This window comes from Kurthia sp. Dielmo, assembly GCF_000307285.2.
GTDB classification, from domain to species: domain Bacteria; phylum Bacillota; class Bacilli; order Bacillales_A; family Planococcaceae; genus Kurthia; species Kurthia populi.
In genome coordinates this window covers 1-289 of sequence record NZ_CAEP01000221.1, presented here as the reverse complement: position 1 = coordinate 289, position 289 = coordinate 1, and the positions used below count along the sequence as shown (strand labels likewise).

Sequence of the window (289 nt, the reverse complement as noted above, 5' to 3'; positions counted from 1 at the left end):
AAATGGTGGGTTTGGACGGAATCGAACCGCCGACACTTAGAGCTTCAATCTAATGCTCTACCAACTGAGCTACAAACCCACAATAAATTTTTAAAATGGCGGTCCGGACGGGACTCGAACCCGCGACCTCCTGCGTGACAGGCAGGCATTCTAACCAGCTGAACTACCGGACCGTATTAAAATAAAAATGGAGGAGGTAGAGGGATTCGAACCCCCGCGCGGTTTGACCCGCCTGTTGGTTTTCAAGACCAATCCCTTCAGCCAGACTTGGGTATACCTCCAAAGGATT

Annotated in this window: 3 tRNA genes; all 3 read right to left on the bottom strand. The window is 50.2% G+C overall.

Going from position 1 to position 289, the window contains the following annotated elements:
* Nucleotides 1-3: 3 nt before the first annotated feature.
* Nucleotides 4-79: transfer RNA gene (locus tag KTHG_RS00370), tRNA-Phe, on the bottom strand.
* A gap of 17 nt (nt 80-96) precedes the next feature.
* Nucleotides 97-173, bottom strand: a tRNA-Asp gene (locus KTHG_RS00365).
* Nucleotides 174-188: 15 nt separating this feature from the next.
* Nucleotides 189-281 (bottom strand) — tRNA-Ser (locus KTHG_RS00360).
* Nucleotides 282-289: the final 8 nt, after the last annotated feature.